Annotated in this window: 22 protein-coding genes and 1 pseudogene; 15 read left to right on the top strand and 8 right to left on the bottom strand. The window is 60.7% G+C overall.

Features of this window, described 5'->3' with window-relative positions; translation table 11 throughout:
• The first annotated feature begins 301 nt into the window (after positions 1-301).
• Complete coding sequence (locus NQL71_RS06860) at positions 302-1,315, top strand: AraC family transcriptional regulator (RefSeq protein ID WP_046820665.1); 1,014 nt, start codon at positions 302-304, stop codon at positions 1,313-1,315.
• Between the two features lie 120 nt (positions 1,316-1,435).
• Here NQL71_RS06860 and NQL71_RS06855 read toward each other — a convergent pair whose 3' ends face one another.
• Entirely contained in the window at positions 1,436-1,909 is a 474-nt protein-coding gene (locus NQL71_RS06855) for an Lrp/AsnC family transcriptional regulator (RefSeq protein ID WP_046820664.1), read from the bottom strand.
• A gap of 174 nt (positions 1,910-2,083) precedes the next feature.
• On the opposite strand from NQL71_RS06855, the gene kynU reads away from it, so the two are divergent.
• The 3 genes from kynU (at position 2,084) to NQL71_RS06840 (ending at position 6,296) form a co-directional block, all read left to right on the top strand.
• On the top strand, positions 2,084-3,334 hold the full coding sequence (gene kynU, locus NQL71_RS06850; protein WP_248687815.1) for a kynureninase: 1,251 nt from the start codon (positions 2,084-2,086) through the stop codon (positions 3,332-3,334).
• A gap of 102 nt (positions 3,335-3,436) precedes the next feature.
• Entirely contained in the window at positions 3,437-4,750 is a 1,314-nt protein-coding gene (locus NQL71_RS06845; RefSeq protein ID WP_274642447.1) for an OprD family porin, read from the top strand.
• An 88-nt stretch (positions 4,751-4,838) separates the two neighbouring features.
• Entirely contained in the window at positions 4,839-6,296 is a 1,458-nt protein-coding gene (locus NQL71_RS06840; protein ID WP_046820661.1) for an amino acid permease, read from the top strand.
• Here NQL71_RS06840 and NQL71_RS06835 read toward each other — a convergent pair.
• Entirely contained in the window at positions 6,219-7,103 is an 885-nt protein-coding gene (locus tag NQL71_RS06835; protein ID WP_166618460.1) for a LysR family transcriptional regulator, read from the bottom strand. The genes NQL71_RS06840 and NQL71_RS06835 overlap by 78 nt on opposite strands.
• A gap of 215 nt (positions 7,104-7,318) precedes the next feature.
• On the opposite strand from NQL71_RS06835, the gene NQL71_RS06830 reads away from it, so the two are divergent.
• Positions 7,319-8,083: a sulfite exporter TauE/SafE family protein gene (locus NQL71_RS06830; RefSeq protein WP_248687814.1), complete on the top strand. Its 765-nt coding sequence runs from the start codon at positions 7,319-7,321 to the stop codon at positions 8,081-8,083.
• Here the strand turns inward: NQL71_RS06830 and NQL71_RS06825 are convergent.
• Positions 8,073-8,387, bottom strand: coding sequence for a putative quinol monooxygenase (locus tag NQL71_RS06825; RefSeq protein WP_046820658.1), 315 nt, complete (start codon positions 8,385-8,387; stop codon positions 8,073-8,075). The genes NQL71_RS06830 and NQL71_RS06825 overlap by 11 nt on opposite strands.
• 164 nt (positions 8,388-8,551) lie before the next feature.
• Between NQL71_RS06825 and mdaB the strand changes: the two genes are divergently transcribed.
• The 7 genes from mdaB (at position 8,552) to NQL71_RS06790 (ending at position 16,763) form a co-directional block, all read left to right on the top strand.
• Positions 8,552-9,142 (top strand): NADPH:quinone oxidoreductase MdaB, encoded by a 591-nt coding sequence (gene mdaB, locus NQL71_RS06820; RefSeq protein WP_046820657.1) that lies wholly within the window; start codon positions 8,552-8,554, stop codon positions 9,140-9,142.
• A gap of 58 nt (positions 9,143-9,200) precedes the next feature.
• A complete protein-coding gene (locus tag NQL71_RS06815; protein ID WP_166618458.1) occupies positions 9,201-10,112 on the top strand; it encodes a LysR family transcriptional regulator in 912 nt (303 codons plus the stop codon).
• A 103-nt stretch (positions 10,113-10,215) separates the two neighbouring features.
• Positions 10,216-11,109, top strand: a complete 894-nt coding sequence (locus NQL71_RS06810; protein WP_274642446.1) for an NAD-dependent epimerase/dehydratase family protein — start codon at positions 10,216-10,218, stop codon at positions 11,107-11,109.
• A gap of 198 nt (positions 11,110-11,307) precedes the next feature.
• Positions 11,308-12,753 (top strand): SulP family inorganic anion transporter, encoded by a 1,446-nt coding sequence (locus NQL71_RS06805; RefSeq protein WP_046820654.1) that lies wholly within the window; start codon positions 11,308-11,310, stop codon positions 12,751-12,753.
• Between the two features lie 319 nt (positions 12,754-13,072).
• Positions 13,073-14,422: a GntP family permease gene (locus tag NQL71_RS06800; RefSeq protein WP_046820653.1), complete on the top strand. Its 1,350-nt coding sequence runs from the start codon at positions 13,073-13,075 to the stop codon at positions 14,420-14,422.
• Positions 14,423-14,437: 15 nt separating this feature from the next.
• Positions 14,438-15,298, top strand: a complete 861-nt coding sequence (locus NQL71_RS06795) for a MurR/RpiR family transcriptional regulator (protein WP_046820652.1) — start codon at positions 14,438-14,440, stop codon at positions 15,296-15,298.
• Position 15,299: 1 nt separating this feature from the next.
• Positions 15,300-16,763, top strand: coding sequence for an N-acyl-D-amino-acid deacylase family protein (locus tag NQL71_RS06790; protein WP_046820651.1), 1,464 nt, complete (start codon positions 15,300-15,302; stop codon positions 16,761-16,763).
• Between the two features lie 225 nt (positions 16,764-16,988).
• Here NQL71_RS06790 and NQL71_RS36735 read toward each other — a convergent pair whose 3' ends face one another.
• Positions 16,989-17,852, bottom strand: a complete 864-nt coding sequence (locus tag NQL71_RS36735; RefSeq protein ID WP_410454556.1) for a methyl-accepting chemotaxis protein — start codon at positions 17,850-17,852, stop codon at positions 16,989-16,991.
• Positions 17,847-18,773 (bottom strand): annotated as a pseudogene (locus NQL71_RS36730) (methyl-accepting chemotaxis protein); the annotation flags it as partial. The pseudogene NQL71_RS36730 and the gene NQL71_RS36735, both read right to left, overlap by 6 nt.
• 387 nt (positions 18,774-19,160) lie before the next feature.
• Here NQL71_RS36730 and pmrG point away from each other — a divergent pair.
• Positions 19,161-19,832, top strand: coding sequence for a lipopolysaccharide core heptose(II)-phosphate phosphatase PmrG (gene pmrG / locus NQL71_RS06780; RefSeq protein ID WP_274642445.1), 672 nt, complete (start codon positions 19,161-19,163; stop codon positions 19,830-19,832).
• Between the two features lie 26 nt (positions 19,833-19,858).
• The gene (locus tag NQL71_RS06775) at positions 19,859-20,692 is read left to right on the top strand and encodes a phosphatase PAP2 family protein (protein WP_046820648.1); all 834 of its coding nucleotides are present in this window, start codon (positions 19,859-19,861) and stop codon (positions 20,690-20,692) included.
• A 150-nt stretch (positions 20,693-20,842) separates the two neighbouring features.
• Here NQL71_RS06775 and NQL71_RS06770 read toward each other — a convergent pair whose 3' ends face one another.
• The 3 genes from NQL71_RS06770 to NQL71_RS06760 form a co-directional block, all read right to left on the bottom strand.
• Positions 20,843-21,109, bottom strand: a complete 267-nt coding sequence (locus NQL71_RS06770; RefSeq protein ID WP_274642444.1) for a DUF6124 family protein — start codon at positions 21,107-21,109, stop codon at positions 20,843-20,845.
• Positions 21,110-21,572: 463 nt separating this feature from the next.
• Positions 21,573-22,979 (bottom strand): DUF2252 domain-containing protein, encoded by a 1,407-nt coding sequence (locus NQL71_RS06765; RefSeq protein WP_274642443.1) that lies wholly within the window; start codon positions 22,977-22,979, stop codon positions 21,573-21,575.
• A gap of 84 nt (positions 22,980-23,063) precedes the next feature.
• On the bottom strand, positions 23,064-23,981 hold the full coding sequence (locus NQL71_RS06760) for a hypothetical protein (RefSeq protein ID WP_274642442.1): 918 nt from the start codon (positions 23,979-23,981) through the stop codon (positions 23,064-23,066).
• Positions 23,982-24,065: 84 nt separating this feature from the next.
• Here NQL71_RS06760 and NQL71_RS06755 point away from each other — a divergent pair, with 84 nt between their 5' ends.
• Positions 24,066-24,836, top strand: coding sequence for an APH(3')-II family aminoglycoside O-phosphotransferase (locus NQL71_RS06755; RefSeq protein ID WP_274642441.1), 771 nt, complete (start codon positions 24,066-24,068; stop codon positions 24,834-24,836).
• Positions 24,837-25,357 lie beyond the last annotated feature (521 nt).

The following is a 25,357-nucleotide window of genomic DNA, read 5'->3' as shown; positions in this document are numbered from 1 at the left end:
GGGTCTATCCGGTTTGTGGGCGAAGGCAGTCCATAAAATTTGTGGGGTAACACTTGGCTGGGCAGTGACTACCCAAACCGCGCACCAAACGATGAACGGCTGCCCCTGTTTGCAGCAATCAGGTACTGTCTTGCGCAACGTCGAGTGCCTGTTGGAGGCGTTCACCGGCTGCGTTATCCGCATAGTCGAGGATTGCTATCCACTTAGTTGGCGCCGGCGTTCAATGGCTTGGAACTTGCCTTTTCCACGCCTGAGACGCGCCGTCAGAGCGCGCTGGAAAATAGCCCGTGGGTGCACCGTGATGAACAGCAAAACCGATCCGCAGTGTCGCGACATTCGTGTCGACAGCGATGATCTTGAGGCCGCGAGAAACTGGATGTCCGGTATTTGCGGGCCGCATCGACTCGTGACCACGACGCCCGAGCGAATCCGCTTCCATCACAGCGCCAACATGTTCAAGTCGATGGCCACGACCCTGGGCACCATCGAGTACGGCACCGATGTCACCATTGATATCGAAGATCCCGAACACTTCAGCAGTTACAGCCTGAGCCTGCCCCTGGTGGGCGAGCAGGAACTGAGCAAGAACGGCAGCGTGGTGAAATCCGACCGCGACCAGGGGGTGATCATTTCCCCGAATGAAAACCAGCTGCTGGCGATTTCCGGCGATTGCCGCAAAGTCCAGGTGGTAATCACCCGCGTTGCCATGAGCGAGTCCCTGCAAGGCTTGCTGCAAAGACCGCTGGACGAGCCGCTGCGCTTCGAGCCGATGATGGATGCGGTCGACGGAGCGTCGGCGTCTTGGTGGCGCATGGCGCGCTATTTCATCGCCGAGCTGGAACGCAGCAGCGAACTCTACGAGCAGGTCGCCTTCACCCGGGACATTGAAAGCTCTTTGATCAAAGGCTTGATCCTCGCTCAGCCGAACAATTATTCGGAAGAGCTGCGCGAAGTGCTGGGCGTGAAGTTGCCGCACTACCTGATCCGGGCGCGGCAATACATTCACGACAATGCTCGCGAGGCCCTGCATCTGGAGGACATTGAACTCGCCGCCGGGGTTTCGCGCTTCAAGCTGTTCGAGGCGTTCAAGAAGTACTTCGCGTTGTCACCGATGGTCTACCTGAAGAAATACCGATTGAACGGTGTACGCCAGGAGATCCTTGAGCACGGTTCGGCGCGCAATATTTCCGCGATCGCCATGGGCTGGGGATTCAGCCACCTGGGGCGTTTTTCCGCCGAGTACCGCAAGCTGTTCGACGAATCCCCGAGCATGACCTTGCAGCGCAATGAAGCCCGGCGCATGCGCGGCTTCTGAGCGAACCCTGTGGGAGCGGGCTTGCTCGCGAATGCGGTGGTCCAGTGAACATTGATGTCAACTGACACTCCCTCTTCGCGAGCAAGCCCGCTCCCACAGGTTTAGCAGTGCATTGCTCCCTTACTTGCGCACCACCAGGTCCAGCAACGCTTCGCGCTCCTTGATTTTCTGCAGGACGATTTCCGAGCGGATGTCGGTCACGCCCGCCGTGCGGTTCAAGTGGTTGACGATGAAATCGGAGAAGTGCTTGAGGTTGCGCGCTTGCACCCGCAGCACATAGTTGCTCGCGCCGGTGATCACGTACGCGGTGACCACTTCCGGCCACGACTGGACCTTCTTGATAAAGGTCTCGTGCCAGTCCTCGACGTCCTGTCGCAATGACACATGGACGATGGCCTCCAGTTCGATTCCCAGCCGCTCGGCATTCAGCACGGCGCGGTAGCCGGAAATGACTCCCTCGCTTTCCAGCAGACGCAAGCGGCGTAGACAGGCCGACGGCGACAGGGCGACTTTCTCCGCCAGTTCCTGGTTGCTGATACGGCCATCCTGCTGCAGTTGATGGAGGATTCGCAGGTCTGTCGAGTCGAGATTCATGGTTGAAATAAATCCGTGCTAATGGGCATTGAATTCGAATTTTCTGCGAGATAAGTACTATACGGCTGCTCACTTTGCACGAAAATTCTCCAATGCTTCGTTCATTATCTCTCCACAGAAAAGGCCCGAAAACGCCTGAACAAACGCTACGACCTTCAAAGAACAGGACACCCGATGACAACAAGAAACGATTGCCTGGCGCTTGATGCCCAGGACACTCTCGCGCCGCTACGCCAGCAATTTGCGCTACCCGACGGTGTGATTTATCTCGATGGCAATTCGCTGGGCGCGCGCCCGGTCGCGGCATTGGCGCGTGCTCAGGAGGTGATCGTCCAAGAGTGGGGCAATGGCCTGATCCGTAGCTGGAACACTGCCGGTTGGCGTGAGCTTTCCGAGCGCTTGGGAAATCGCCTGGCCGGGCTGATCGGCGCCCGTGACGGTGAAGTGGTGGTGACCGACACGACGTCGATCAACCTGTTCAAGGTGCTCAGTGCCGCGCTACGTGTGCAAGCCAGCAGGTCGCCAACCCGACGGGTGATTGTCACCGAAAGCAGTAACTTCCCCACGGACCTGTACATCGCCGAAGGCCTGGCCGACATGCTGCAGCAGGGTTACAGCCTGCGCCTGGTCGACAGCCCTGAAGAGCTGCCGCAAGCGATCGATCAGGACACGGCAGTGGTGATGCTCACCCACGTCAATTACAAGACGGGTTACATGCACGACATGCAAGCCTTGACCGCACTGGCTCACGAGTGTGGCGCGCTGGCCATCTGGGACCTGGCGCATTCCGCCGGCGCGGTGCCGGTGGACCTGCATCAGGCGGGCGCCGACTACGCCATCGGCTGCACCTACAAGTACCTCAATGGCGGTCCGGGTTCGCAGGCGTTTGTCTGGGTCAATCCACAGTTGTGCGACCTGGTGGCGCAGCCGCTGTCGGGTTGGTTCGGCCACTCGCGGCAGTTCGCCATGGAGTCGCGCTACGAGCCGAGCAGCGGCATTGCGCGCTACTTGTGTGGCACCCAGCCGATCACTTCCTTGGCGATGGTCGAGTGCGGGCTGGACGTTTTTGCCCAGACCGACATGGCCTCCCTGCGCCACAAATCCCTGGCCCTGACGGACCTGTTCATCGAACTGGTCGAGCAGCGCTGCGCCGCTCATGAGTTGACCCTGGTCACACCGCGTGAACATGCCAAGCGTGGCAGCCATGTCAGCTTCGAACACCCTGAAGGTTATGCGGTGATCCAGGCCTTGATCGCCCGGGGCGTGATCGGCGATTACCGCGAGCCGCGGATCATGCGCTTCGGCTTTACCCCGCTGTACACGACCTTCACCGAGGTCTGGGATGCGGTGCAGATCCTTGGCGAGATTCTCGATCAGAAAACCTGGGCGCAAGCGCAATTCCAGGTCCGCCACAGCGTCACCTGATACCGCCGATGTTCACCCTTGTTGCCGGGTTTCCCGGCAGCAGGGTTTCGGTCGTCCTCGATTAACAGTTCTGTGCAATCACAATAATAAGGAGCACGCAGAATGAGACTGTTCACCTGGCCCGCGTTGCCGCTCGCCATCAGCAGTTGCCTAGGACAAATGGCGTATGCCGCCACCGACAATGGATTCGTCGAAGACAGTAGCCTGACCCTGACCAACCGTAACTTCTACTTCTACCGCAACAACCTCAACAACCCGGGTGGTCAGAATTACCGGGATGAATGGGCCCACGGGATCATGCTCGATTACCGCTCCGGCTACACCCAGGGCACGGTGGGGTTCGGGGTCGATGCCTACGCGCAACTGGGCATCAAGCTCGACAGTGGCAAGGGACGTACGGGCACAGGTTTGCTGCCGGTGGATGGAGAGGGTCGTCCCGAGGATGAGTACTCCGAAGCGGGCGGCGCGGTGAAGGCGCGGATATCCCGCACCGAACTCAAGTACGGCAACCTGACGCCGCTCAACCCGGTGTTCGGCACCGGCAATGCGCGACTGTTCACCAGCGTGGCCACCGGCTTTCAGCTGACCAGCAATGAGCTCAAGGCCCTGCAACTGGACATCGGTCATTTCACTGCCGGCAACGACAGCAATTCGACCAATGCCGATGGCGCACTGAAAGCGCTGTACGCTGGCGTGGAAACACGCAGCGTCGATTATCTGGGCGGCAGTTACGCCCTGAGCGATCAACTGAGCGTCAGCCTGTACGGTTCGCAGTTCACCGATATCTGGCGGCAGTACTACGCCAACACCAACTACACCTTTGCCCTGGGTGAAGGCCAGTCGCTGAACCTGGATTTCAACATTTACCGCACTAACGACGATGGTCAGAGCCTGGCCGGCAAGATCGACAACACCACCTGGTCGCTGGCCAGCGCCTACAAGTTCGGTGCCCATCGATTGACCCTGGCGTATCAACAGGTCGATGGCAATGAGCCGTTCGATTACCTGGGTTTCGACCAGCAACCGGGCACTTCGATTTTCCTCGCCAACTCGGTCCAGGTGCTCGACTTCAACGCCCCCAACGAACGCTCATGGCAACTGCGTTATGACCTGGACATGGCGGCCTTCGGCGTGCCGGGCCTGAGCTTCATGTCGCGTTACGTCAGTGGTGACCATATCGACGACAGCCATTACGACGGTGGTCCCAATGGCGCCTATGGACGCTACGGCGACGACGGCAAGCGCTGGGAGCGCGACATCGAAGCGCGCTACGTCGTGCAGTCGGGCAAGGCCAGGGACCTGTCGGTGCGGGTGCGCCAGGCCAGTGTGCGCTCGACCGCACAAGTGGCGCAGGCCGATACCACGGACAACAACGAAGTGCGCGTCATCATCGAGTATCCACTGAGTATTTTCTGATCCGTGTCCTGCTGTGCGTGGCTGATCCCCACCGGGTAAAAACCAAGACGTGCTCTTCAAGAAAGACAATATTCAGAGGACATAAAAAATGACCGATAACACCGGTTTTGAAACGATATCCAACCGCGAACAGGGCCTGCGGCGGCAGCTGACCTCCGGGCAGATGAGCATGATCGCCATTGGCGGTGCGATCGGCACCGGGCTGTTCATGGGCAGTGCCTACGCGATCGGCTATGCCGGGCCGAGCGTGCTGCTCAGCTATGCCATCGGCGCGATCATCACGCTGTTGTTGATGGGCTGCCTGGCGGAAATGACCGTGGCCCATTCGACCTCCGGTTCGTTTGGTGCCTATGCCGAATTCTATGTCAGCCCGCTGGCCGGATTCCTCGTGCGCTACGCCTATTGGGCGGCGATCGTGCTGGCGGTCGGCACGGAGGTAACGGCGGTGGCGATGTACATGAAGTACTGGTTTGCCAACGTGCCGGAGTGGGTGTGGATCGTCTCGTTCTCCAGTGTGCTGATCGTGCTCAACGCGATCAGCGTGAAGACATTCGGTACTTTCGAGTACTGGTTCTCGACCATCAAGATCGGCGCGATTGTCGGTTTCATCATCCTCGCGGTGTACGTGGTGTTCGGTTCCGGCAACCCGGAATACGGCGTGCACAACTACACCGCCCACGGCGGTTTTTTCCCCAATGGCCTGCAGGGCATGTGGGTCGCGGTCATCGTGTCGATCTTCAGTTATCTGAGCGTGGAGATGATCGCGGTGGCCGCCGGTGAGGCACAGGACCCGGAGCAAGCGGTGAAGAAAGCCTTTCGCGCGACCATCGTGCGGCTGGTGGTGTTCTACCTGCTGACCCTCGCCCTGATGCTGGCGATCGTGCCGTGGGTCCAGGCCGGTCATGCCCAGAGTCCGTTCGTCACGGTCATGCAAGCCATCGGCATTCCCGGCGCCACCGGGGTGATGAATTTCGTGATCCTGATCGCCGCGCTGTCGGCGATGAACAGCCAGTTGTACATCACCACGCGCATGATGTTCAGCCTGTCCCGTGGCGGTTACGCACCCAAGTCCATGGGCAAGCTGAGCAAGACCGGGATTCCGCTCAATGCCCTGTTGTTGTCGAGTTCGGGCATTGCCCTGGCGACGTTGCTCAACATCCTGTACCCGGAAAGTTCGTTCACCCTGATGATGGCGATCTCGATGTTCGGCGCCATCTTCACCTGGTTCATGATCTTCCTGACCCACTACTGTTTCCGTCGTTATCACCAGCGCCACGGCGAGCGAAAACTGTCGTTTCGCATGCGCCTGTTCCCCTTCAGCACGCTGTTGGGACTGGTGCTGATGGGGGCGGTGATGATCACCACCTACTTCACCGAGGCCTTCAAGATGACCCTGGTGTTCGGCGTGCCGTTCCTGTTGCTGCTGACGGTGGTCTACGGCCTGTTTTTCAGGAAGCCCAAACCGGCCTCACTCAGTGCGCAAGGCCTCGAGCAGCGCTCTGGCATAACCGGGCAGGCCAGCGAACGAGCGGGCGCACAGCAGTAGTTTTCGCTGTGCCCAATCCTCCTTTAGCGCGTAGCTGTTGAGCGGCTGATCCAGTTCCCGTCGCTGGATCGCCGCCAGCGGCACGATTGCCAGCCCGGCGCCGCGAGCGACCATGCGAATCACCCCGTCGAAGCCTTCCGCACGGATGCGGATCTGCATACGCATACCCGCGTGCAACGCCTGTTCTTCGAGGTACACCGCGAGTGCGCTGTTGGCGGCCAGTCCCACGTAATCGTGCTGCAACGTATCGCTGAAACCTGGCGGTTCGCCCTCGGCCAGGGGATGCCCGGGCGGCATGATCAACACCAGCGGATCGTCACGAAAGGGCAGGGTTTCAAGGGAGTGGGTGTCCACCGCGTCGGAGACGATACCCAGGTCGGCTGCGCCCTGGCGCAAGGCGTGGGTGATGCGCGTGCTGGGCAGTTCCTGCAGGTCGATGTCGAGGTTGGGGTGCTCGCGCAGGAAGTCGGCGAGCAACTCCGGCAGGTATTCGGTGATCGCCGTGGTGTTGCACAACAACCGCACCTGGCCTTTGACGCCTTTGGCATAGTCGGCCAGGTCCTGCTGCATGCGTTCGGCCTGTTGCAGCAGGACGCGGGCGTGTTGGGCGAGGGCCTTGCCGGCAGGCGTCGGTGTGACGCCGCGACGGCCGCGTTGCAGGAAATCTGTGCCCAGTGACGTTTCCATCGCGCGGATTCGTGCGCTCGCGGCTGCCAGGGACAGATGGCTGCGCGCGGCGCCGGCGGTGATGTTGCCGTTGTCGAGGATGTTCAGGTAGAGGCGCAGGTCGGTCATGTCGAAGTGCATCGTCAGCCCATTTACAAGTGTCGTCTGGGAGGGCCCCTTCGCGGGCAAGCCCGCTCCTACAGTGGATCTGTGTCGTTCACATAACCATTGTAGGAGCGGGCTTGCCCGCGAAGGCGTCATTAGCCACAACAAATATGCCAGCCTCTGTATAAACAAGAGGCTCCCTCAGTATATGGCAGATTTTCAACCGTCCAATCCGGGCTCACCATAGCCCCATGAATACCTTCGTCTCGTTCTATCAGAACCTCGGCCTGGCCCTGTCGCTGCTGGTCATCGCCACCTTCCTGCTGGCCGGCGTGATCAAGGGTGTGATCGGCCTCGGCCTGCCAACCATCGCCATGGGCCTGCTCGGCCTGGCTATTGCACCGTCACAGGCTGCCGCGTTGTTGATCATTCCCGCGACCCTGACCAACGTCTGGCAACTGGCCTTTGGCGGGCATTTGCAGGGGTTGATCAAGCGGCTGTGGCCCATGCTGCTGGCGATTTTCATCGGCACTGGTGCGGGTACGCTGTGGATCGGCATGGTCGGTGGGCACTGGGTAGTGCGCGGATTGGGCGCAGCGTTGTTGATCTACGCGCTGAGCGGTTTGTTCCTGCCGACCTTGCGTGTAGGTGCTGGCAATGAGCGCTGGTTAGGTCCGCTGTGCGGCGTGCTGACGGGGGTGATTACCTCGGCCACGGGGGTGTTCGTGATTCCGGCGGTGCCGTACCTGCAGGCGCTGGGCTTGAGCAAGGATGAGCTGGTGCAGGCGTTGGGCCTGTCATTCACCGTCTCGACCCTGGCCCTGGCCGCGGGACTGCTCTGGCGCGGCGCCCTCGGTGGCGGCGAATTGAGTGCGTCGCTGTTGGCGCTGATCCCGGCGGTGCTCGGCATGTGGCTGGGGCAGTGGTTGCGCCAGCGGATCAGCGCCCTGTTGTTCAAGCGCGTGTTCTTCATTGGCCTGGGTTTGCTCGGCGGCCATCTGTTGATCAACGGCTAGCGGGCGACGGGCTGATCATTTCGATGGCACGAATCTCGAAATCCCGCTCCAGGTATTCATCGCGCTGCTCGAGGAACTGCTTCATGTGCGGCAGGTTCGAGTGCACGTCAAGATGCTCCTGGGACTGCCAGATCTCATAGAAGATAAACAGGGTCGGGTCCTGCTTGTCGCGCAGCATGTGGTATTCGATGCAGCCGGGTTCGGCGCGACTTGCTTCTACATAGCCGCTGAAAAACGCTTCGAAGGCGTCGGATTTTTCCGGGCGGGTCTTGGCGTGCAGGATGAAGCCTTGCATTTCACTCATCAGAAAACGCTCCTCAGGTCAGAATTGGCCACAGTCTAAGGCAACAATCACTTACCGATTCGTGCGTGTAGGTCAAATGAATTTTGCGAAAAGTGCGCTTACTCCGCGCGAGGCGGATCGTTAATCTGCCGCCATTCATTTCCTGACCCTTGCCGAGACCTTCCATGAAAAAAGTCCTGTTGCTCAACGGCGGCAAAAAATTCGCTCACTCCGATGGCCGCTACAACACCACCTTGCATGAAGCCGCGCTGAGCGTGCTGGATCGCGGCGGAGTGGATGTCAGAACCACCTTCATCGACGAGGGTTACGACGTCGCTGAAGAAGTTGCCAAATTCCTCTGGGCCGATGTGATCATTTACCAGATGCCCGGCTGGTGGATGGGCGCGCCCTGGACCGTGAAGAAGTACATCGACGAGGTCTTCACCGAAGGTCATGGCAGTCTCTACGCCAGTGACGGCCGCACCCGTTCCGACGCCTCGCAGAAATACGGCAGTGGCGGTCTGGTTCACGGCAAGCAGTACATGCTGTCGCTGACCTGGAACGCGCCGCAGCAAGCCTTCGACGACCCGACTGACTTCTTCGAAGCCAAGGGCGTGGACGCGGTGTACTTCCCGTTCCACAAGGCCAACGAATTCCTCGGCATGACCGCCTTGCCGACTTTCCTCTGTGTGGACGTGATGAAACGCCCGGACATCGAGGCCGATGTGGCGCGTTATGAGCAGCATTTGGCCGAGGTGTTTGGCCTGAAGGCTTGAGGTTCCTTTTGCCCCGCTTCCGGCTACTATCAAGCCTGTTTTTGCATGAGGGGCAACCGTGAAAGCCAGATCCGATGAGTTGCAGATTTTCGTCTGCGTGATCGAGTGTGGGTCGATTTCCGCGGCGGCCGAGCAGGTCGGGCAGACGCCGTCGGCGGTCAGCCGTACGCTGTCGCGGCTGGAGGCCAAGCTCGATACCACGCTGATCAACCGCACCACGCGCCGCATGGACCTGACCGAGGAAGGCAAGTATTTCTTCGAACACGCCAAGCTGATCCTCGATCAGATGGATCAACTCGAGGAGCGCCTGTCCTCACGCCAGCAAACGCCGTCCGGGCGTTTGCGCATCAACGCCGCGTCACCGTTCATGCTGCACGCCATCGTGCCCTACATCGATGAGTTCCGCAGGCTCTATCCCGACATCCAGCTCGAACTCAACAGCAACGACCTGATCATCGACCTGCTCGAGCAAAGCACCGACATCGCCATCCGCATCGGCACCCTGGCCGACTCGACCCTGCACGCCCGCTCGCTGGGGTGCAGCCCGCTGCACATCGTCGCCAGCCCGGCGTATCTGGAACAACACGGCACACCGACCGCCGTGGCCGACCTGGCCAAACATACCCTGCTGGGATTCACCCAGAACGAAGGCCTCAACCAATGGCCGCTGCGCTACGTGCACGGCGATCGCTGGCCGATCCAGGCGTCGCTCAGCGCCTCCAGCGGCGAAACCATCCGCCACCTGGCGCTGGAAGGCCAAGGCATCGCCAGCCTGTCGCACTACATGACCATCGACGACATTCGTGCCGGACGGTTGAAGGTTTTGCTGGCCGAATTCAACAGCGGCTATCGCCAGCCGATCAACGCGGTGTATTACCGCAACTCGCAGCTGGCCTTGCGCATTCAGTGTTTCCTCGACTTCATCCAGAGCAAACTGGCGGTGTACGCTTCCACGGATTTTAGCGGCTGATTCGTGATTCCTGCGCAAGAGTGAATTGGGTCAGCGGGGATTTTTCGCCAGTGATCGCTCCTTGATACTCGTTGCATCACTTATCAACGCAGGGAGTTTCTCCATGAACGTATTCGTTACCGGTGCTGCCGGTTTTATCGGCGGCTCCATCGCCACTGGCCTGATCAAGGCCGGTCACAAGGTTACCGGCCTGGTGCGCAATGCCGAACAGGCGAATGAACTGAAAGCACTGGGCATCACACCCGTAATCGGCACGCTGGATGACAGCGCACTGTTAGCCGAACAGGCCAAAGCGGCCGACGCCGTGATCAACGCCGCCAGCAGCGACCATCGTGGCGCTGTCGAAGCCTTGCTCGATGCCCTGCGCGGCACCAACAAGGTGTTCCTGCACACCAGCGGTTCGAGCATCGTCGGCGATGCCTCGGGCGGCAAGTCCAGCGACGTTATCTACCGTGAAGACAATCTGCCGGAACCCACCGTGGACAAGGCTGCACGCGTGGCCATCGACACTCTCATTCTCGCCGCGGCCAAGGATGGCGTGAACTCGGCCGTCATCTGCAACACGCTGATCTATGGCCACAGCCTGGGCGTCAATCGCGACAGCGTGCAGCTGCCGCGCTTGCTGAAGCAGGCACGCAAAAGCGGTGTGGTCCGGCATGTCGGCACCGGGCAGAACATCTGGTCCAACGTGCACATCGAAGACGTGGTGGCCCTGTACCTGCTGGCGCTGAGCAAAAACGTCCCAGGCACGTTCTACTTCGTCGAAAGCGGCGAAGCGTCGTTCATCGACATGACCACGGCGATGGCCGAGGCGTTGAACCTGGGCAAGCCGCAAGACTGGCCTTTGAAGGATGCCGAAGCCGAGTGGGGCTATGAAATGGCCAACTATGGCCTGGGCTCCAACAGCCGGGTGCGCGGCACGCGTGCGCGGGAGATATTGGGCTGGGTGCCGAAGCGTACGTCGGTATTGGAGTGGATTCGTCACGAGATGGTGTGAGTTCGCTTTAGACCGAGTTGCTGCTTTCGCGAGCAAGCCCGCTCCCACATTAGACCGCGTCCGTCTGGACAATGCGGTTAACTGTGGGAGCGGGCTTGCTCGCGAAGGCATTTCTGAAGTCGCTTAAACTGGCCGCAATGCCCTCGATTCCGTAACATCCGCACACTCATTCTTGCTACTCCCTGCATGCGGTCCCCCATGAAACCAAAACATCTACGCGCCGATGCCCTGGCCGGGCTCACGACGTCTTTCGCCCTGTTACCCGAATGCATTGCCTTCGCGCTGGTGGCTCATCTCAATCCGCTGATGGGGCTGTATGGTGCGTTCATCATTTGCACCTTGACCGCACTGTTCGGTGGCCGGCCGGGCATGGTGTCAGGTGCTGCCGGGTCGATGGCGGTGGTGATCGTCGCGCTGGTGGTGCAGCACGGTGTGCAGTACCTGCTGGCGACGGTGCTGCTGGGCGGGTTGATCATGGCGGCGTTCGGCCTGCTGCGCCTGGGCAAGCTGGTGCGGATGGTGCCGCACCCGGTGATGCTGGGGTTCGTCAACGGCCTGGCAATCGTCATTGCCCTGGCGCAGCTTGAGCACTTCAAGAGTGGTGAGACCTGGCTGAGCGGTACGCCGTTGTACTACATGATCGGGTTGGTGGCGGTGACGATGGCGGTTGTCTATGTGCTGCCGCGTCTGACCCGCGCGATACCGCCGGCGTTGGTGGCGATCTTGGGAGTGGGGTTGGCTGTGCACTTCCTCGGCCTGCCAACCCGGACCTTGGGCGACATGGCACACATCGCCGGCGGCTTGCCGACATTTGCCTTGCCAGACATTCCCTGGAACCTGGAAACCCTAAGCATCATTGCGCCCTACGCGTTCTTGATGGCGATGGTCGGCCTGCTGGAAACCCTGTTGACCCTCAACCTCACCGACGAATTCACCGAGAGCCGCGGTTACCCCGATCGCGAGTGCGTGGCGCTGGGCGCGGCCAATGTGGTGTCCGGTATGTTTGGTGGCATGGGCGGTTGCGCGATGATCGGCCAGACCGTCATCAACTTGAGCTCCGGGGGGCGCGGGCGGCTGTCCGGTGTGGTGGCCGGGGTGTCGATCCTGCTGTTCATCCTGTTCCTGTCGCCGCTGATCGAACGTATTCCGTTGGCGGCGTTGGTGGGGGTGATGTTCGTGGTCTCGCAGCAGACTTTCGCCTGGGCTTCGCTGCGGGTGCTGAACAAGGTGCCGTTGAATGATGTACTGGTGATTATCGCGGTGACGGTGATCACGGTGTTCACCGACCTGGCCATGGCGGTGCTGTGCGGCATCATCATTGCGGCGCTCAATTTCGCCTGGCAGCAAGCTCGGCAGCTGTACGCCGACAGTCATCTGGAAAGCGACGGCAGCAAGCTTTACCGCGTGCACGGCACGCTGTTCTTCGCCTCGACGACCCCTTTCCTCAACCAATTCGACCCGGCCAACGACCCGGCTCAGGTGACCCTCGATTGTCATCACCTGAGCTTCGTCGACTACTCGGCCATTGCCGCGCTGGACACCCTGCGCGAGCGTTACAGCAAGGCCGGCAAACACCTGCGGGTGCTGGGCCTGTCCGAGCGCTGCAAGAAACTGCTCAAGCGCGCCCGGGTGCAACACGACTGAGATCACCGGCGCATCGCCTGCCTGATGATCGTTCCCACGCTCTGCGTGGGAATGCAGCCCGGGACGCTCCGCGTCCCTTCCAAAGCCGAACGCGGAGCGTCCGTGGAGGCATTCCCACGCAGAGCGTGGGAACGATCAGTGCTCGGTGAGGTAATGAAAATCTAGCTGCCTGATTTTCATTATTCGCGACACGCCATATCTCTGAGCGACATCCCTTACCTCTGCACGAAAATTACTTTCACCTCGTTTGAAAGTCGCGCCTCGAAATGTTTTAAGAGTTTCACAAAACTTTCGACGTGACCCTCTCGAGGAGTACCGCATGACCCCGTCCTTCGGCTATTGGCTGCTGGTGTATGCCGCTGTCGCCATCATCGCGCTGATCGTGCTGATCGCCCGTTATCGGCTCAATCCGTTCATTGTCATCACGCTGATTTCCATCGGCCTGGCGCTGGTGGCGGGCATGCCGCCGTCCGGCGTGGTCGGGGCCTATGAGGCGGGTGTCGGCAAGACTCTTGGGCATATCGCGCTGGTGGTGGCGCTGGGCACCATGCTCGGCAAGATGATGGCCGAGTCCGGTGGCGCCGAGCAGGTAGCCCGCACCTTGATCGACCGCTTCGGCGAAAGGAACGCGCATTGGGCGATGGTCTGCATCGCCTTCCTGGTGGGGCTGCCGTTGTTCTTCGAGGTCGGTTTCGTGTTGCTGGTGCCGATTGCGTTCACCGTGGCGCGGCGGGTCGGCGTGTCGATCCTGATGGTCGGCCTGCCGATGGTGGCCGGTCTTTCGGTGGTGCATGCGCTGGTACCGCCGCACCCGGCGGCGATGCTGGCGGTGCAGGTGTACCAGGCGTCGGTGGGGCAGACCTTGCTCTATGCGATTGCGATCGGCATTCCGACCGCGATCATCGCCGGTCCCCTGTACGCCAAATTCATCGTGCCGCGTATCCAGCTGCCGGCGGAAAACCCGCTGGAGCGGCAGTTCCTCGAACGCGAACCGCGCGACAGCCTGCCGAGTTTCGGCCTGACCATGGCGACCATCCTGTTGCCGGTTGTGCTGATGCTGATCGGCGGCTGGGCCAACCTGATTTCCACCCCGGGCAGCGGCCTCAACCAGTTCCTGCTGTTCATCGGCAACTCGGTCATCGCGCTGCTGCTGGCGACCTTGCTGAGCTTCTGGACCCTCGGCCTGGCCCAGGGTTTCAATCGCGAGTCGATCCTCAAGTTCACCAACGAATGCCTGGCGCCCACCGCCAGCATCACTTTGCTGGTGGGCGCCGGCGGCGGCCTCAACCGGATCCTCGTGGACGCCGGTGTCACCGACCAGATCGTCGGCCTGGCCCACGAATTTCACCTGTCGCCGTTGCTGATGGGCTGGTTGTTCGCCGCATTGATGCGCATCGCCACCGGTTCCGCCACCGTGGCCATGACCACCGCCTCGGGCGTGGTCGCGCCCGTCGCCGTCGCCATGGGTTATCCGCATCCGGAGTTGCTGGTGCTGGCGACGGGGGCAGGCTCGGTGATTTTTTCCCACGTCAACGACGGCGGCTTCTGGCTGATCAAGGAATACTTCAATATGACGGTCACCCAGACCTTCAAGACCTGGACGGTGCTGGAGACCCTGATCTCGCTCGTCGCCTTCGGCCTGACCGTGGGCCTTTCCTACCTGATTTAGCCGGAGCCGCCTGCCATGGACATCCTCTACCAGATCCGCGCCCGCCAGGATTCCTTCAGCGCCGGCGAAGGGCGCATCGCGCGCCTGATGCTCGACGATGTGGGGTTCGCCGCTTCCGCCAGCCTCGATGAGCTGGCGCTGCGCGCAGAAGTCAGCACCGCCACGCTCTCGCGTTTCGCCCGTACGGTCGGCTGCAAGGATTTGCGCGACCTGCGTTTGCAACTGGCCCAGGCCAGCGGCGTCGGCAGCCGTTTTCTCGACCCGGCAGGCACGCCGGAGCAGTCGGCATTCTACGGGCAGATTGTCGGCGACATCGAGTCGACCCTGCGCCAGCACCTGTCGGCCTTCGACGAATCGCGATTCGCCGATGCGGTGAAACTGCTGGGCAAGGCGCGGATGATCCACGCTTTCGGCATGGGCGGCTGCTCGACCTTGTGCAGCGATGAGTTGCAAGTGCGCCTGGTGCGCCTGGGCTACCCGATCGCGGTCTGTCATGACGCGGTGATGATGCGGATCACGGCGGCCAGTCTCAGCGTCGATCAGGTAGTGATCGTTTGTTCACTGACGGGCATCACCCCCGAGCTGCTGGAAACCGTGGAACTGGCCCGCAACTACGGGGCGCCCATCCTGGCCATTACCCGAGCCGATTCGCCGCTGGCGCAATTGGCCGACATCGTGTTGCCGCTGCAAAGCGCCGAGACCTCGTTCATCTACAAGCCGACCGCGGCGCGCTACGGCATGTTGCTCGCCATCGATGTGCTTGCCACCGAGCTGGCACTGGCCAATCCTCAAGACAATCAAGAGCGCCTGCGGCGGATCAAACTCGCCCTGGACGATTACCGCGGCGGCGACGATCACCTGCCGCTGGGAGACTGACATGATGTACGACACGCTGATTCGCAATGCCCTGGTCATCGACGGCAGCAACAGCCCTGGCTACCCGGCCGACGTGGCAATCCGCAATGGCCGCATCGAGCGCATCGGCAACTTGCAGGATGCCCAGGCTCGCGAAGAAATCGATGCCGCCGGCCGCGTCCTGGCGCCCGGCTTCATCGATGTGCACACCCACGACGACACGGTGGTGATCCGTCAGCCGCAGATGCTGCCCAAGCTCAGCCAGGGTGTGACCACGGTGATCGTCGGCAATTGCGGGATCAGTGCGTCGCCGGTGAGCCTGCGCGGCGATCCGCCGGACCCGATGAACCTGCTCGGCAGCGCGGCGGCGTTTGTTTACCCGAAGTTCAGCGATTACCGTGCGGCGGTCGAGGCGGCGAACACCACGCTGAACGTCGCCGCATTGGTGGGCCACACCGCGTTGCGCAGCAACCACCTCGACGACCTGTTCCGCACCGCCACGCCGGGCGAAATTGCCGCGATGCGCGCGCAACTGCGTGACAGTCTCGAAGCCGGCGCCCTGGGCTTGTCCACTGGTCTTGCGTACGCCAGCGCGTTCTCGGCCTCCACCGATGAAGTGATGCAACTGACCGAAGAGCTGACCGCGTTCGGAGCGGTCTACACCACCCATTTGCGCAGCGAATTCGAGCCGGTGCTGGAGGCCATGGACGAGGCGTTCCAGATCGGCCGCCATGCGAAATCCCCGGTGATCATTTCCCACCTCAAATGTGCCGGGGCCGGTAACTGGGGGCGCAGCCCGCAACTGCTGGCGTCCCTTGAACAGGCGGCGAAAACCCACCCGGTGGGCTGCGATTGTTATCCCTATGCCGCCAGCTCCTCGACGCTGGACCTCAAGCAAGTCACCGATGCCCACCGCATTACCATCACCTGGTCGACGCCACACCCGCAGATGGGCGGGCGCGACCTGATGGACATCGCTGCCGAGTGGAACCTGTCGTTGCTCGATGCCGCCCGTCAGTTGCAACCGGCCGGAGCGGTGTATTACGGGATGGACGAAACAGATGTGCGACGGATTCTCGCGCACCCGCTGTCGATGGTCGGCTCCGACGGCCTGCCAGAAGATCCGTTTCCCCATCCACGCCTGTGGGGCGCCTTCCCGCGGGTGCTCGGACATTTCAGCCGTGATGTAGGACTGTTCCCACTGCACACCGCCGTGCACAAGATGACCGGCCTGTCGGCGGCGCGATTCGGCTTGAACCAAAGGGGCGAGATCCGTGAAGGCCACTGGGCCGACCTGGTGCTGTTCGACCCGGCGACCATTCGCGATGTCGCGGACTTCAATGATCCGCAGCGAGCGGCCGAAGGCATCGATGGCGTGTGGGTCAACGGGGTATTGAGTTACCAGGACGGTCAGGCGAACGGGCGCAGGGAAGGGCGGTTCCTGGCGCGGGAAGGAGATTTGCGCGAAGGGTTCCAGCACGGCTAAAAGATCGCAGCCAAGCGCGCAGGATCGTTAACCGCTTCGTGCCAGTATTACTCGATCGTTTTGATGGATATGGGAGGCACTTGAATCTACCTGCTCGCCAATGCAGGCACCTAGGTTGTTTGCCATATCCCCTTCGCGAGCAGGCTCGCTCCCACAGGATGCACATCGAACCTGTGGGAGCGAGCCTGCTCGCGAATGGATCTTTCATGCACCGCGCAGTGAGCGTCAGACGCGGAAGTGACTGACCATCATCTGCAACTGATTCCCCAGCCGCGCCAGCTCGACACTGGACGCCGCCGTCTCATCGCTGGCCGCGGCGGTCTGTTCCGAGACGTCGCGCACGTTGACGATGCTGCGGCTGATCTCTTCGGCTACCGCGCTTTGCTGCTCGGCGGCTGCCGCAATCTGCTGGTTCATCGACTGGATGTTGGACACCGTGCGGGTGATGTTCTCCAGTGAGGCGCCGGCCTTGCGGGTCAGGGCCACGCTGCTGTCGGTCAGGGTGCGGCTGTTGTTCATCACGGTCGCCACTTGTTGGGTGCCGTTCTGCAGGGCGGCCACCAGGCCTTCGATTTCCTCGGTGGATTTCTGCGTGCGTTGGGCCAGGCCCCGCACTTCGTCGGCCACCACGGCAAAACCGCGTCCGGCTTCACCGGCGCGTGCCGCTTCGATGGCCGCGTTGAGCGCCAGCAGATTGGTCTGTTCGGCCACGGCCTTGATCACGTCCATGACGCTGCCGATCTTGTCGCTTTCCTGTTGCAACAGGCCCATGGCTTCAGTGGAACGTGCCACCTCGCTGGCCAGGCGTTCGATCTGGGTGATGGCCTCGCCGACCACTTTGTCCCCTTCGCGTGCTTCACCATCCGCCGCGGCGGCGGCCTGGGAGGCTTGCTCGGCATTGCGCGCGACTTCCTGCACAGTGGCGGTCATCTCGTGCATGGCGGTGGCGACCTGGTCGGTCTCGACTTTCTGGCTGTTGACCCCGGCGCTGGTCTGCTCGGTCACGGCCGACAGCTCTTCGGCCGCGCTGGCGATCTGGGTAACGCCGTCGCGGATACCACTGATCAGGTCGCGCAGGGTCACGCCCATGCGGGCAATGCCTTGTTGCAAGACACCCAGCTCGTCGCGGCGCGTCACCCGGACGTCCTGGGACAGGTCGCCGCTGGCGATGCGATCGACCACGGCCAGGGTTTCGCGCAGCGGACCGGTGATCTGCCGGGTGATGACGACGGCGGCAATAATGCCCACCAACAAGGCCAGCAGGGTGCTGATCAGTTGCAGGGTACGCGCCTGGGCGCTTTCTGCGTCACGACGGTCGAGCTGGATCTGATACAGCTGCTCGCTCAGGCTGACGATGGCCGCACCTTGGTCAGTCATTTCCTTGCGCGCCTGCACGGCCTCGCTGTTCGCAGCTTTGTAAGCCTGCAAGGCACTGCGGTAGTTGCCCAGCGCGGTTTCCAGTTGGCGCAGGGCCTCGGGCTGGACGTCGGTGAGATGCACATTGAGCTGTTTCAGGCTGGCAATCGCGGCGTCCAGTTGGGCCACGGCTTTTTGCTCGGTCTCGGCATTGGTGGTCGCGGTGTAGCCACGCACTTCGTAGCGGGCCAGCAAGAACGCTTGCTTGGCCGCGGTGATGGCCTGGAACTGTTCGAAACGCTGATCGCTCGGCGGCAGTTGTTGCACGCGGCTGTTCAGATCGTCGATCAGCGTGTTGGCCGTTTCGGCGTTGGCCCCCATGGCGTCACGCGCGCTGTTGCCCGTGCGGTAGGCACCACGCATCTTCGCCAGGGACGTCTTGTAGGCGTCTATGACAGTGCCTTGCTCTTTGAGCAGCTTGAGGTTTTCCGGGCTCTTGAACTTCGCCAGCAGCGCTTGCTGCTGGTCGGAAAAAGCCTGCAGGGTGGTCTGCACGTTCTGCGCGGTGGCTTCGTCACCGTTGGTCAGCATGTACTGCAGGCGCACCACGCGCAGCTTGGTCAGGCCGGCGTTGAGCTGGGTGATGTCACTCATCCAGTTGCTGCGGTCAATCAGGCTGCCCAGGCTGGTCCAGCCGGTCAGGGCGAGGATGCAGGTCAGGGCCAGGACCAGGCCGAAGCCCAAGCCCAGTTTCAGGTTCACGCTGATGTTGCCGAACCAGCTATTCATCAAAATTCCTCCAGGAACGTGGTGTTTCTTGATCGTCGGTTGGCTGGAAGATTGTTGTTCTTAGGCGCCAGCAAGGTGGGTAGCAGGTCTGTATCGGCCGCAATCGCGAGAGCTGAAAGGATTTTGTCGGACGGATGCTGTAACAAGCTTTTGCCACGGGCTTAAGCTTTTTTTCACATTGGTTTCACTGGTAGCCAACGCCCACCTCCTTACCCTCACGGCACCTAATGACGGGCTGCGAGGCGGCTTGATGTGGAACTGAGACTGAGTCTGTTCGGAATAAACCGCTCGATCGACCTGAGCCGTTTTGCCCGTCATCGCAATGCGCTCGTGGTGCTGGCCTCGGCGCTGCTGGCGCTGCCCTTGACGGTATTGCTGCTACGGCCTGCCGCCGTGCCGGACCTGGCCCATGGCAACGTGGAGGGCGCTCGGGCGCTGTTGGCGGGCTGGGCCAAGGGCGACATGATCGTGCTGGTGCGCCATGTCGAGCGATGCGATCACTCCCGCGCCCCCTGCCTGAGCGGCGACGATGGCATTACCGATCGCTCGCGCAGCGTTGCGGTGGCCGTCGGTGCGCAGTTCGAGCAGCTTGGGCTGGGGAAGGCCGATATCTACAACAGCCCGATGGTGCGTACCGCGCAGACCAGCGGGTACATGTTCAACAGGGTCGACGCTGGCGACGACTGGCTGATCAACTGCAAGGGCACGATGTTGCGCGATGCCCTGGCGCACAAAGTCGCCGGGCGCAACCTGATCCTGGTGACCCACAGCGAATGCATGGCGCAACTGCAAAAGGATCTCAAGCTGCCGGCTTCGACCCTCGGCTACGGTGCCTCGCTCTTTGTTAACGCCCAAGCGCTGCAAGCGCCACGCATGCTCGGTTTCATCGAAGCCTCGGACTGGCAATCGGTGACTACCGAATGAATCTACTCCCTGAATCAGGACACACGATGCAGATGGCTTCCCGCTCGCGTTTTTACTGGCTGAACTTCGGTATCCCACTGGCCTGCGCGGTCGTGGTGTTCCTGATGTTCGATCTGACCCGGATCGACATCGCCTTCAACAATCTTTTCTTTGACCCGGTGACGCAGACGTTCCCGCTGGACCATGTGCACCTGTTCGAAAAAATCACCCATAAATGGGCGCGGATCATTCCGAACTGGACCGGCGAGATCGCTATCATCGGTGCCTTGCTGTCGTTTCTCTGGCCACGCCTGAAGGCGGAAAAACACGCGAAAATCATCGCCTTCCTGGAAAAGATCAAAGTCGCCCCGGTACTGCGCTTTGCCACCCGACATCGTCGGGATTTCCTCTACGTGGTGTTTGCGTTCTCCATCAGCACCGGGGTAATTCACTACCTCAAGGGCCATACCAGTGTGTATTGCCCGATCGAGACCACCCAGTACGGTGGGAAGATCGAGCACAAGGAGTGGTACGAGAATTTCGATTTACTGAAAGTCGCCGGTGACGGTCGCTGCTGGCCGGGTGGGCATGCCTCCGGTGGTTTCACCATGCTCGCGCTGTACTTTGTTGCCCGCCGTTACCGCTGGCGCTATGCCAAGGCGCTCATGTATGGCTCGCTGGCCCTGGGGTTCATCTATGGCACGACGCGGGTGGTGCAGGGCTGGCACTACATGTCCCACACCTTCTGGGCCGGGATCTTCGTGTGGCTGGCGTGTTTGCTGACGGCGCTGGCGTTTTACGGGCGCGCTCGGCTGGAGATGCCGGTGCTGCAAAAGGATTGTCGCAAATTGCGGGTTGAGCGTAGCCCGCAATTTGAGTGAGATGTTCTGTTTTTTTGTTGCCTGGCAAATTGCTTTCGCGAGCAAGCCCGCTCCCACAATAGTCTTTCGGTGGCCGCAGTATTTGCATACGCCGCAGACTAAATGTGGGAGCGGGCTTGCTCGCGAAGAACGATAACGCGGTCTACTTTCCTAGCCCTGCGGATCGACATTATCCAGCGCCCTGTTCACAGCCAGCTCCGCCAGCATGACGATCTGCGCAATCCCCAGTGCGGTGTTGCGTTGGGGGCCTGTGAGGTAAGTGGTGAAATCATTGAGCATGACGCTGGCTGAAGCCAGTGACTCGCAGGCGTGGGCGAGGAGGCTTTCGGAGTTGATGTCGGGGAGGATCGTGAAGAAGGGGCTGGGGCGGTAGGGCTTGGTGGTTTCGAAGGGGGGATCGGGGGTTTGCTTATCCAAGATGATTGACCTCTTGCGTGGGTGCCAGTACTTGCCGTTCTCACACAGCAAAGAGGTGGCAGCTATGTGCGAGGTGAGAATCCGGTCATAGCCACCCGGTCAGACAAAAGTCTGCCCGCACACAGCCGCCATTACGCATCTACAGGCAGCGGACAAGCTGCCGGCAATTATGCGGATACTGGTAGTGCATGGCTATTACTTGCCGGGTTCTCACACCCGATCACTGAGTGGTCAGTGACGACAAAAGATTAATAAGCCCCCTTCCGAGCCACAACCTGAAAGACCTGTGGGATTTTTCTCCGGGATCTGCGCCAGGGTAGGACATTTCTCAAGACAAAAAAAAGCCCGCGGGAGGGCGGGCAAACCGTAGTTTCTTGAATGAGCGAGGGCAAATGTACAGCGAGTTGCCTGAACGCAGGGTGAATAAAAGTTCATGTGGTTCCCGTGGCGCATGCCACCGTGTCTAAGGCAAATGATCCGCGGCAAAATCCTCTTCCGAGCGCGCGCGCAATTTGCCCTTGCGACACGCTTGCTGGAAGCGTTCGAAGTCGCGCTCATTCTGTTCTGCATAGCCCTGGGCATACTGATAGAGCGCATCGGCCAGGGCCTCGCTCTTGCCGATGTAGCCGCTGATGTACGCGGCGCGCCCTGAAGCCTTGGCGTGCGCACGGGCGAGGGCGCGGCCACACAGTTGTGCGTAGGCTGCGAACGCTTCTGCGTCGAAGGTCTCGAGTTCGGCCGAGATCTTCATGTCGCGTAACTGCCGCACGTAGAAGTGACGTCCGTTGGGGCCGGTGGTCCAGCCAAGGAACAGGTCGCTGGCCGATTGCATCAGGCGTTGGCCGTCAACCACGCGCTGACCCTCATGCCTGGCCCGCGACTTGGCCTTCACGTAGCCTGCGAGTACTGAGCGTCGCGCTTCCTTGAATTGCAGGAACAACGGGAATTGCTGCTCGTCGGTCAGCAGCGCCACCAGGCAACGCGTACCGACACTGCCGACACCTGCCACTTTGAACGCCATGTCCTGCACCTCGAAGCGCGACAGCAGTTCGCGGCGGTCGGTTTGCAGCGTGCCGCGGTAGTCGCGCAGGAAGGTGTCATACAGCGGGCGCCAGTCCGAGAGGCGCAGCCAGTCATCGTCGGCATCCAGCAAGGTGGTGTGGTTGTGCAGGTGGAAAATTTCCGGCAGGTCGTCGCGAATGATCAGGCGACCTTGTGTGTCCCGTTCGCTGATTTTCGGCAGCAGTTGCGCATGGGTACGACGCTCGGCTTTCTGTATCGCCCGTTGCACATGCTCCAGGGTGTTTTCGCTCGCCTGTGCGTGTAAGTCGTTGTAAGTGATGGACTCGTACCAGGTGTCCAGCGCGCTTTGTTCGGCGCATTCGAGCATCGTTTGCTGATAGGCGCCCACCAGCTGGTGGCAGACTGTTTCTTCCACGGTACTGCCATGGCGCAAGTCACGGGCAGCCACGAGGAAACTTGCCACCAGCCGCTTCAAGTCCCATTCCCAGGGCCCGGGATGAACCTGGTCGAAGTCATTGACGCTGAACAGCAGATTGCGCTCGGGGGTGGCAAAACCGCCAAAATTCTTCAGGTGACAGTCGCCACAGATCGGCGCAACCAGCCCCATGTCCGGCGTCCCGGCCAGGTCGTGCGCCTGCAGCAGCGCATTGCCGCGAAAGAAACTGAAAGACGACTCCAGCATGCGGCCATAACGCAATTCGACCAGCGATTGGATGCGACCCTCACTCGACGCCTTGATCAGCGGAATCGGATCGCGATGGGCTTTGCCCAGTGCAGCCTGCTGATTGCGCGGACACTTCTTGCGCGCATCCTTGCCTTGCTTGAGGCGGTCTTTGAGTGCGGTCATGGGGGCTCTTTTGGCGGGGGAGCGAGAGGGTGTGCGGTTGAGTGTAGAAGGGGGATGTGTTTTTTTCCGCGCGCCAAAAATGGCTCAATACTCCATCACCTTTTGCCTGCGCAAAATCCATCCCGCCTCCCCAGGCATCAACCGGTACTGAATCTCACGCATTTTCCCGGTCCGCCCCGCCGAGGCCTTCGCGCTGTCATACAGCGCAAAGCGCTGGACCAAAGTGTTTTCCACCACGGCAAACTCGTCCTCGCCCCGATACCCCTCGGCGATCTTCGGGTCTTCGCTGACGGGTGGCAGATAGATCGCACTGAGGGATTTTTTTCGGTTCGCGGCGTAGGCGACGAGCTCGCCAGGCAGTCCGCGTCCCGGTGACCTGATGAAGACATAGATTTCCGGTGAGCCATCCCGATCAAGGTCCCCGACCTCCGCCCGGGCAATGTCGCCCGTCAGGGGGTGAGTCATGGCTGAGTTATCAATTTCCAGCCCTCGCGGAGAGATACGCAGCTCCCGACGGCCATCGACCGATGCCTGCGTCACATGAAAAGCGATGCCTTGCAGTTCGAGCGTCTGGTCGAATGGTCGGCTATAGGCCTCTGTAGCGCCGAGGTTCAACGAGAGACTGTAGTTCGCCACCTCGTTGCGCCGCGCAGCGTTGCGCATGAGGTACACCTGGACAATGTAGTCGCCATCGGCGGGCAGCGGTCCGAGGAAGTGATTGCCCATGATCGAGCCATTGAACAGCGCGTATTCCTCGCCTTTGGCAGTGATATTGAAATAGGCTGAAGCAGTGGAAGGCTTGAGGTCGACCGTCAGCATCTGGCCCGCCTTCGCGCGCAGGCGGTACTCGGCGGTCAGCCGGCCCTTGATCGAGTCGGAGATCCTGATGCTGTCAGCTCCGTTCTTGAAAGAGACATGCTCGACCCGAGGGGCGACTTCGCTGGCGGCCTGTGCCGACAGGCAAACCATTGCCGCTAGGAGGGCGAGAATCCGGGTAGTCATGTTCTGCATTCCTGAATGCTGCTGTTGAATGCCAAGGCAAGTTCGCTCGGCCGAGAATCCGCCAACATTTGAGTCAGTCAGAGTATGTACATTCCTGCCCAATGGGCCCAGATATTCAGTGCAGCACCCATCGAACGACAAACTATCGGAGAGTCTGGCGCCGAGGTTTCTCGCATCTGCTGCATCAACGGCGAACACCTGTTCCTGAAGTCCGAGCCCATTGGCGCGCACAGCGAACTGCCGCAAGAGATTGAGCGTCTGCGTTGGATGAACCGGCTTGATCTGCCTGGGCCAACAGTTCTTGATGCCACAACAGAGAACGATCGCCATTGGTTACTCATGAGTGCCGTCCCCGGACATGACCTGGCCAGTGCCAACGATTTGTCTGCACCTCAAGTGATCAGCATCCTGGCGATGGCGCTGCGTACCCTGCACCAGGTGTCAATTGAGACATGTCCCTTTGACCACTCGCCGGAGCTGCGCATAGAGACCGCCCGGAGCCGAGTGAGTGCCGGGCTCGTTGACGAGGCAGACTTTGACGATGAGCGGAAGGGGCGGACCGCTGAGGATGTTTTCGCAGAGCTGCTGTCGACGCTCCCTGAAACCTGTGATCTGGCGGTCACCCACGGCGATGCGTGCCTGCCGAATTTCATGATCGAAGGCGGCCGCTTTACCGGCTACATCGACTGCGGTCGGCTAGGCATCAGTGATATCTATCAAGACCTTGCGCTGGCCGCCCGAAGCATAGCGCGCAATCTTGGGCAGGCATGGGTAGCGCCCTTTTTTCGTGCCTATGGTGTGGAACCGGATCAGCGACGCATCGCGTTTTACTGTTTGCTGGACGAGTTCTACTGAGCCTGGCTGGCCTCTTCGCGGGCAAGCCCGCTCCCTGCAGGGGGCGTGTGAGCCTTGGTTTACCGAACCCCAGATGCAACAAAACCCGCACTGGGCGGGTTTTGTCTTGCTTCGTATTTGGTGGGGCCGGGGTAATCTGAATCAAGCCGTTATCTTATTGACTTATATGATTAATATCGGTTTTTATTTTTAGATGGAATACCAACTGGAATACCTTGCGAAATTACACCCTAATCAAAGCAGCATCCTCTCGAGTGCAAACAGGCTTTACCAGCACCGGAGCTGGACAGCCTTCTGATGGTTCGCGAATTGGCTGGGCAGGATCAAATTTTTCGACACTGATCAAATCGCAGAGGGGCTCGAGGGATCTGGTGTCTCTGTACAGTGGTCGAAGAACACACACCCGATAAACCTATCGGATCTCTTAGATCTGGGACCCATTGATCGTGTCCAGCTTTACGAAGGTTAAGGCTCAGGCTAAGGTGATGGCATAAGGACATGATTTTCTAACATTTGTCCAC

This window comes from Pseudomonas serbica (assembly GCF_028823535.1).
In the GTDB taxonomy this organism is placed as follows: Bacteria; Pseudomonadota; Gammaproteobacteria; order Pseudomonadales; family Pseudomonadaceae; genus Aquipseudomonas; species Aquipseudomonas serbica.
The sequence above is the reverse complement of the archived record's forward strand: the minus strand, read 5'-3'. Positions and strand labels throughout refer to the sequence as shown.